A 6,728-nucleotide genomic window follows, 5' to 3' on the forward strand; every position below is an offset into this window, starting at 1 on the left:
TCGCCCCGGTAGTACCGCCAGGGGCGGCGGCGACACTTGACAGCGCAAGTATCTCGCATGCCTGGACCACACGCGTTGACGCCCCGCGGCACAGGAAGCGCGGCGGGGCATCGGTGTCTGTGCGTGTCTGTATGTATCTGTGCGTGCCTCGGCGTCGACCATCCGCGATCAGGTGCTCGATGCTCGGGGAGGCTACGCGGCGGCGGCGCCCTCCGTCGCGCTACCGTCCTCCGCGCCCGGGGGCGGGCATGCGAGGCCGAAGTCGTCGAGGACGGCCGTCGGCGCGACACCACAGCCAAGCTCGTAGGTTCCGAGCTGGACGAGCTGCCAGCCACCGGAGGTGCGGTGCAGGACACCCTCCGCGCGGTCGTAGTCTTGGACGGTCGGATGTAGTTCGGTGTAGGCCCACGTCGGATCGCTGGCGGCGAGGAGCGTGCCGGTCACCTCGTAGTCAGCCGCGGGGACGGCCGAGGTGTACTCGCTGCTCTTCACCGCCTGGGCGATAGCGGACGCGTCCGTCGACGACGGCGCGAGCGTGTCCGCCGCGCGCACGGAGCTCGCGACGATCGCACCGGACTTGACCAGCCCGGACGGACGGGCAGCCGCACCGGTGGTGGAGCCGGTACAGGCGAAGGCCGTGCCGACAGTGACGATCCCCGCGGTGACGAAGGTGGCCGTAGGCAGCACGATCCGGCGCGCCGCGCGACGGCGCACTCGGTGGCGGGCGGACTGAGGACGACGACGTCGAACCATGCGTTGCACGTACCCATTTTGGCCGGATGAACCCTCACTTGGGGGGCAGTTTGGTGGTCACCCTCGCGACAGATCACACCGTGATCCTGGGCAGTTCGTCCTGTGACCCAGGTAGCGCCTGGTCCAGCCCATGGTCACCCGTCCGCGACGAGATCAACACATCCCGTACCAGTCCGCGGCCTCTGGCCCGCTCGGACCCCACCACCAGGCCCAGAGCCACCAGGCCGATGGTCATGAAGAGCCAGACAACTTCGAGGGATCCATACACAAACTCCCCGCCAACACCCCCCGAACTCGCCACCCACCCGGCCCTGCGGCTGGGACCGATGACCTGCCCCTCCCACCCGCGCCCTGCCAGCCGGTGTCAGTCGGTCAGGCCGGCAGCGATGCCAGGAACGGGCTGGGACGACCCGACCAGGAGATGGCGAGCAGGTCCCGGGCGCGGGTGCAGGCCACGTACAGCAGGCAGAGTTCGCGCAGAGTGTCCTGGGCATGCGCTGCCGGGTCGTCCGTCTGCGCGGTGACAGCGCTGGGCCGGGGCAGCGAGCGGGCCGACACGTCCACGACGGCCATCGCCCGGTACTCGAGTCCCTTCATACGGTGCATGGTGCCGATCTCGACTCCGCCGCGTCGTCGTCGATCGAGCGGGCTGGCCGCGATACCGGCGTTGCCGAGTGCCTCGGCTGCCAGATCCGCCGTACGTCGCGTCCGGGCGGCGACGCCGACAGCGGACGGTTCGATTCCACCGTCAAGCCACCCGCGGATGGTGGATACCAGCCCGCCGAGCTCGGCCGACGGTGTCGCGTAGCCCTGCATCGTCGGCGGCTGCGTGCCGCGGAACGCCGAGCGGTAGCCGGCCAGATCATCGACGCCGGAGTCGAGATCGTCCACCGTCTGGCCTCGAAGCAGGGAGATGGCGAAGGTGAGGATCTCCTCGCTGGTCCGGTAGTTGAGCCGCAACCGGGAGGACCGCCCACGCACGTTGATGCCCATGGCGCTGAGGGCGACCCGGTGGTCGTAGATCCGCTGGTGGGCGTCGCCCACGACGAACAGGTCGTCGGGACCGTCGGGTACCACTGCCCGCAACAGGCGCCACTGGGTGGGGTGCAGGTCCTGCGCCTCGTCCACGACCACGTGTGGGAACAGCTCGCTGGCCGGCATCGCCCGAGCATGGCGCGCCGCATCGTCGGCGAGCTGGTAGAAGGTCCGCACGCCGGACTCACGCATCCGGTCAAGGAAGTACTCGACAGTCGCCCAGACCTGGACACGCTGCGATCTGGGCAGCGCCTGTGCCCGGCCCGCTCGGGAGACCGCCAGATAGTCCTCGACGGTCCGCACACCCCTGGCCAGGATCACGTTCTCCCACTCCTGGCGAAGCACCGCCGGGGAGCACGACAAGCTGGTCGCTGCCGCCGCAGCGACCCATCTCCCGATCAGCGCGTCCTCGTCGACAAGCACGTTCGCAGGGGTGCCCTCGGCCTGGGTAACGATGCGATGGGCGAGCGCATCCACCGTGGTGACCTCGATCGACGAGCTGGTGTCGATCGAGGTCACCGCATCCAGTGAGGCCAGATTCGCCCGCAGGCCGTCCGCAAGCGTGCGGACAAAGGTTGCCACCAGCACCGGTCGCTTCGTTGCGGCGGGCAGGTGCCGGGCAAGATGGTGCGCGCGGTGCAGAGCGACGACGGTCTTCCCCGTCCCCGCTCCACCAGTGACCCGCGCCGGGCCCGCGAACCGACGCCGATAGGCAATGGTGCGCTGGGACGGGTGCAGGAAGATCCGCCACAGCTCCATCGGGTGGTCGAGTGCTTCCTGCAGCTCGCTGATGCCCTTCGGCACGAAGACAGTCGGCGAGCCCAGGAACCCGCTCTGCCCCGTCGGCTCGCCGGCAGCATCCCGAGCCGCCGTGTCGCCGGTGATTCCGAGTTCGGCTCGCACCTCCCGGACGGAGTAGCCGGCGCCCAGCATCTCGAGTACCTGCTGCTGGCTACCGGGAACCGCCCCGGCGAGCAGGTCCAGGTCCGCATCCGACCGGATCCGACGCACCAACGGAAGATTCGTGGGCTCGATGCCCAGGGCCAACAGAACCGAGTCGTCACAGGCGTCGAACAGGCCGGGTGGCGCAGGCGAGCTGTCGGTCGGCAGCGCGACGGCAGCTGCGCGCATCGCGGAGAGGTCGACGATCTCCACCTCCCGGGTCGCGGAGTTGACGGAGAAGGTGTGCCGTTCGAGCCAGGCGTAGGCCTTGTCGTGTTCGAGGACGTCGAACAGAATGTAGTGATCACCTTCGGTGGGTGCCATGACAACCCCACGCCAGAACCTCGTGACCCGGATCGTCCGCCCACGGTCGTCCGCGATGGCCTGTGGCTTCTCGAGATGCAGACCGGCGACCGTGCTCTCCTGAAACCGGCCGAGCAGTTCGGGAATCCGCTTCTGGACCTCCTTCGGAAGATCCGGAAGGCGGCGGAAGAAGTGCTGCGCGAAGCCGAGCGAAGCCATGCACACCCCGAGCATTTGATCGATTACGACTGGCGAACGCTGGACGCACCCGACAGCATTCAGCGATCACGTGGCGACTAGGTGCCAATTTCGCGGCCGACAGAGAGACCGGCGCATACCGGCACAGCACATAGTAGTCTCGCAATGCAGAATGACGCTCCAGCGGGGTCATGGACACGGTGGGCGACGCCAGCGCACGACCCGGAGCACATGGCGGGCGCACCCTCGCCGCCCGGTGCTCCGCCAACAACGGGACATGACCCGCCGATCGACGGCTGTCGTCGTGCTCGCAACGCAGTCGGACAGGCGGGGCCGGGATCGCCGGGCCAGACCGACTGGCAGACGAGATGCAGGGGGCATCGGTGAGTTCCAGCGCGGACGATCGGAAGAAGATCGTCGAGTACCTTGGTCGACAGCTCGTCGGCCCGGTGAACGGTGAGAACGAGGTGCTGCTGGAGGAACCGGCCGGCCGCTACCTCTGCGGGATTCTCTACCCGCAGTCCGACACGCCGACAAACGACGGCGAGTCGGGGCCGCCCACCGATTCCGGCGACAGCGACGTCCAGGACGAGCAGGGCGGGCAGTTCGGGGATGAGATCGACGAGGACCCGATGGTCCTCGCGGGTCAGAACAAGCCCAGCTCGATCGGCCTCAGCTTCATGATCGATTCATGGTCTCCGATCGTTGTCGAGCTCAATGCTCGCGCGGTATGTCGCAGGTGACGGCAGCCCGAGGCAATGGGTACGACACCCTGTCCGGCTCGCTGGCGACAGCGCGGTCCGACTCGCTCCAACCGGCCCGGCCAACCGACGTCGCACCGGCCATTTCCCGGTACTCGACGGCAACGCCAGCATCGATGTGGTCTGGCGGCCCCGTGATGACGGCGGGGCCATCGTGACCGTCTCGCTGGTCAACCGTCTCCGAGCGCAGTCCCGGGCTGACGAGGCCGCAGGTTGCCTGCTGCAGGTGGGGCTGCAGGCCCGTCCGGAGCGCGGCGAGATCCGGCCCTATCCACGGGCAACCCATCTGTACAGCGACTGCGAAGCCAAGGAACTCGAGCTCCTCTACCGGTCGGTGCCGACCTACGCCATCGGTCACGGTGTTGCGGCAGCCTGGTCGGGCGACGGCAGACAGACACCGCAGTGGGTCCGCTCCTCGTCCGTGCCGACCCAGATCGTGCCGGGGATCTCGTTCGCAGTCCCAGGGCACGAGCAGATTCTGGACCTTGCCAGGCTCGCCCGGTTCGACACCGCGGCGGCGTCCGAGCTGGTTCCCGCGCTCGACGCGTTCGTCGACGGCTACGGCGAGTGGGCCGGTTCGCTGCGCGACCGCCTCGACGAGGATGTGCCAGATCACCTGCGTGCGACGGCAGGCAAGGTACTTGCCGATGTGGACCAGACCCGCGAACGCATGCGGTCGGGAGTACGTCTACTGGAGTCCGACCACACGGTCCGGCGGGCGTTCGCGCTGGCCAACCGTGCCATGCACCACCAGATGGTGCATGGCGGCCCTGCCCTTGCCGGCGAACCTCACGAGCTCACCGCGCTTCCCGACGTCCGACCCGACTACCCAGCGGACACCTACCGGTGGCGTCCGTTCCAGCTGGGATTTCTCCTGCTCACCCTGCACGGGGCCGCGATCGACGAGAGCCCCGACCGGGACATCGTCGATCTGATCTGGTTCCCGACCGGAGGCGGTAAGACCGAGGCGTATCTCGGGCTGACCGCCTTCGTCATCATGCTGCGCCGACTGCGCGGCGGTGACCGGGCGGCCGGCACCACGGTGATCACCCGCTACACCCTGCGGTTGCTTACTGCGCAGCAGTTCCAGCGCGCGGCCACCCTTGTCTGTGCCTGCGAGCTGCTCCGACGTGAGAATCCGGCAGAGCTGGGTGAACAGCCCATCTCGATCGGGCTGTGGGTCGGCGGCGGCAACAGCCCCAACGACTATCAGTCCGCCCGCAAGCTGCTGGAACGACTCAGGAACTCCGAGCATGTCGACGAGAGCTTCCAGATCGGAAGCTGCCCGTGGTGCGGCACGCGGATCGTGCCGGGTGAGAACTCCACGATCGACCGGTGGGGAATCAGGGTCACCAACGACACCTTCCTCGTCCACTGCCTGAACCCTGGCTGCCCCTTCCACGACCGGCTGCCGATATCCTCTGTCGACGAGGATCTCTACGAGCACCCCCCGACGTTTCTGGTCGGCACCGTTGACAAGTTCACCCGTCTGGCCTGGGACGAGCGGGCCGGTGTCTTCTTCGGCTCGGATCGCCACGCCGCGCCGTCCCTGGTCATCCAGGACGAGTTCCACCTCATCTCCGGCCCGCTCGGCACCGTTGTCGGCATCTACGAAGCCGCCTTCGACGTGCTGCTGAAGCACAACGGGTCGCGGCCGAAGTTCGTGGCCTCGACCGCGACCATCCGCCGCGCGCAGGAGCAGACCAAGGGTGTCTTCGGCCGGTCGGTGGCTCTGTTCCCGCCGGCCGGCCTCGAGGCCGAGGACTCGTACTTCGTCCGGACGGATCACCAGGCGCCGGGCCGTCTGTACGCCGGAATCATGCCGCAGGGCCATACTCCGCTGACTGCTCTGGTCCATCTGGCCGCGGCGCTGCTACAGGCTCCGGTCGACATCGAGCTCTCCGCCGACGGTCAGGACGCCTACCGCACTCTCGTCCTTTACCACAACAGCCTGCGCGAACTCGGTAAGACCATCACCCTGGCAAACGACGACATTCCCGCCCGTACCAAGATTATTGCGACGGACGAACGTCGACTGCGGGCGGTGACCGACGACAACATCGTCGAGCTGACCAGCAACGTCCCGGCCAGGGAGATCCACAAGCTGCTGGAACGGCTTGCGGTGCCACACGACCGGCCTGACACGGTCACCCTGGCTGCCAGCACCAACATGCTCTCGGTCGGCGTCGATGTCGGCCGCCTCGGGCTCATGGTCGTCGTTGGTCAGCCCAAGACGACGGCCGAGTACATCCAGGCGAGCAGCCGGGTCGGACGCAGACACCCCGGGCTGGTCGTCACCCTGTACTCACCATCGAAGCCACGCGACCGATCGCACTACGAGACGTTCACTGCCGATCACGCGTCGCTCTACCGCTCGGTCGAGCCGACCTCCGTGACACCGTTCTCGCTTCCGGCCCGGCAGCGTGCCCTGCACGCGGACCTGGTCATTCTCGCTCGCCACGCCAGAAGATGGGGCGGGGAGATCGACGCTGGCTCGTTCGACCCGGACGATCCGGCGATGAGGGAACTCATGGCCGAGCTGCTGCTGCGTGCACAGCTGGCGGACGGCCCGGAGAGCGAGAACACTGCCAGTGACCTGCGGCGACTGTCCGATGAATGGAGCAGAAAAGCCAAGCAGAACCGCGATGGGAACGCACAGCTGACCTACCGGCCGCGGAACTCGAACAATCCCGGTCCGGCCGTCATCCGCCGTCATGAGGAGAGGGCCGAGGCATG

The 6,728-nt window shown here is 67.8% G+C and carries 4 protein-coding genes; 2 read left to right on the forward strand and 2 right to left on the reverse strand.

Annotated features, from left to right (window positions below; translation table 11 throughout):
• Positions 1–192 precede the first annotated feature (192 nt).
• Positions 193–687, reverse strand: coding sequence for a hypothetical protein (locus tag G6R24_RS16615; protein ID WP_225438628.1), 495 nt, complete (start codon positions 685–687; stop codon positions 193–195).
• 438 nt (positions 688–1,125) lie between these two features.
• Positions 1,126–3,252, reverse strand: coding sequence for a UvrD-helicase domain-containing protein (locus tag G6R24_RS16620; RefSeq protein WP_163550152.1), 2,127 nt, complete (start codon positions 3,250–3,252; stop codon positions 1,126–1,128).
• A 362-nt stretch (positions 3,253–3,614) separates the two neighbouring features.
• Between G6R24_RS16620 and G6R24_RS22620 the strand changes: the two genes are divergently transcribed.
• Both G6R24_RS22620 and G6R24_RS16625 read left to right on the forward strand, forming a co-directional pair.
• The gene (locus G6R24_RS22620) at positions 3,615–3,974 is read left to right on the forward strand and encodes a hypothetical protein (protein ID WP_225438629.1); all 360 of its coding nucleotides are present in this window, start codon (positions 3,615–3,617) and stop codon (positions 3,972–3,974) included.
• A gap of 172 nt (positions 3,975–4,146) precedes the next feature.
• Positions 4,147–6,728: helicase-related protein (locus G6R24_RS16625; RefSeq protein ID WP_225438630.1), on the forward strand; the 2,582-nt coding region annotated here is incomplete at its 3' end.

It is taken from the genome of Candidatus Frankia nodulisporulans, from assembly GCF_902806475.1.
GTDB lineage: Bacteria > Actinomycetota > Actinomycetes > Frankiales > Frankiaceae > Frankia > Frankia umida.

Coding starts and splice junctions, on each gene's coding strand:
- G6R24_RS16620 (WP_163550152.1), bottom strand. CDS start 3,252: ATGGCTTCGCTCGGCTTCGCGCAGCACTTCTTCCGCCGCCTTCCGGAT.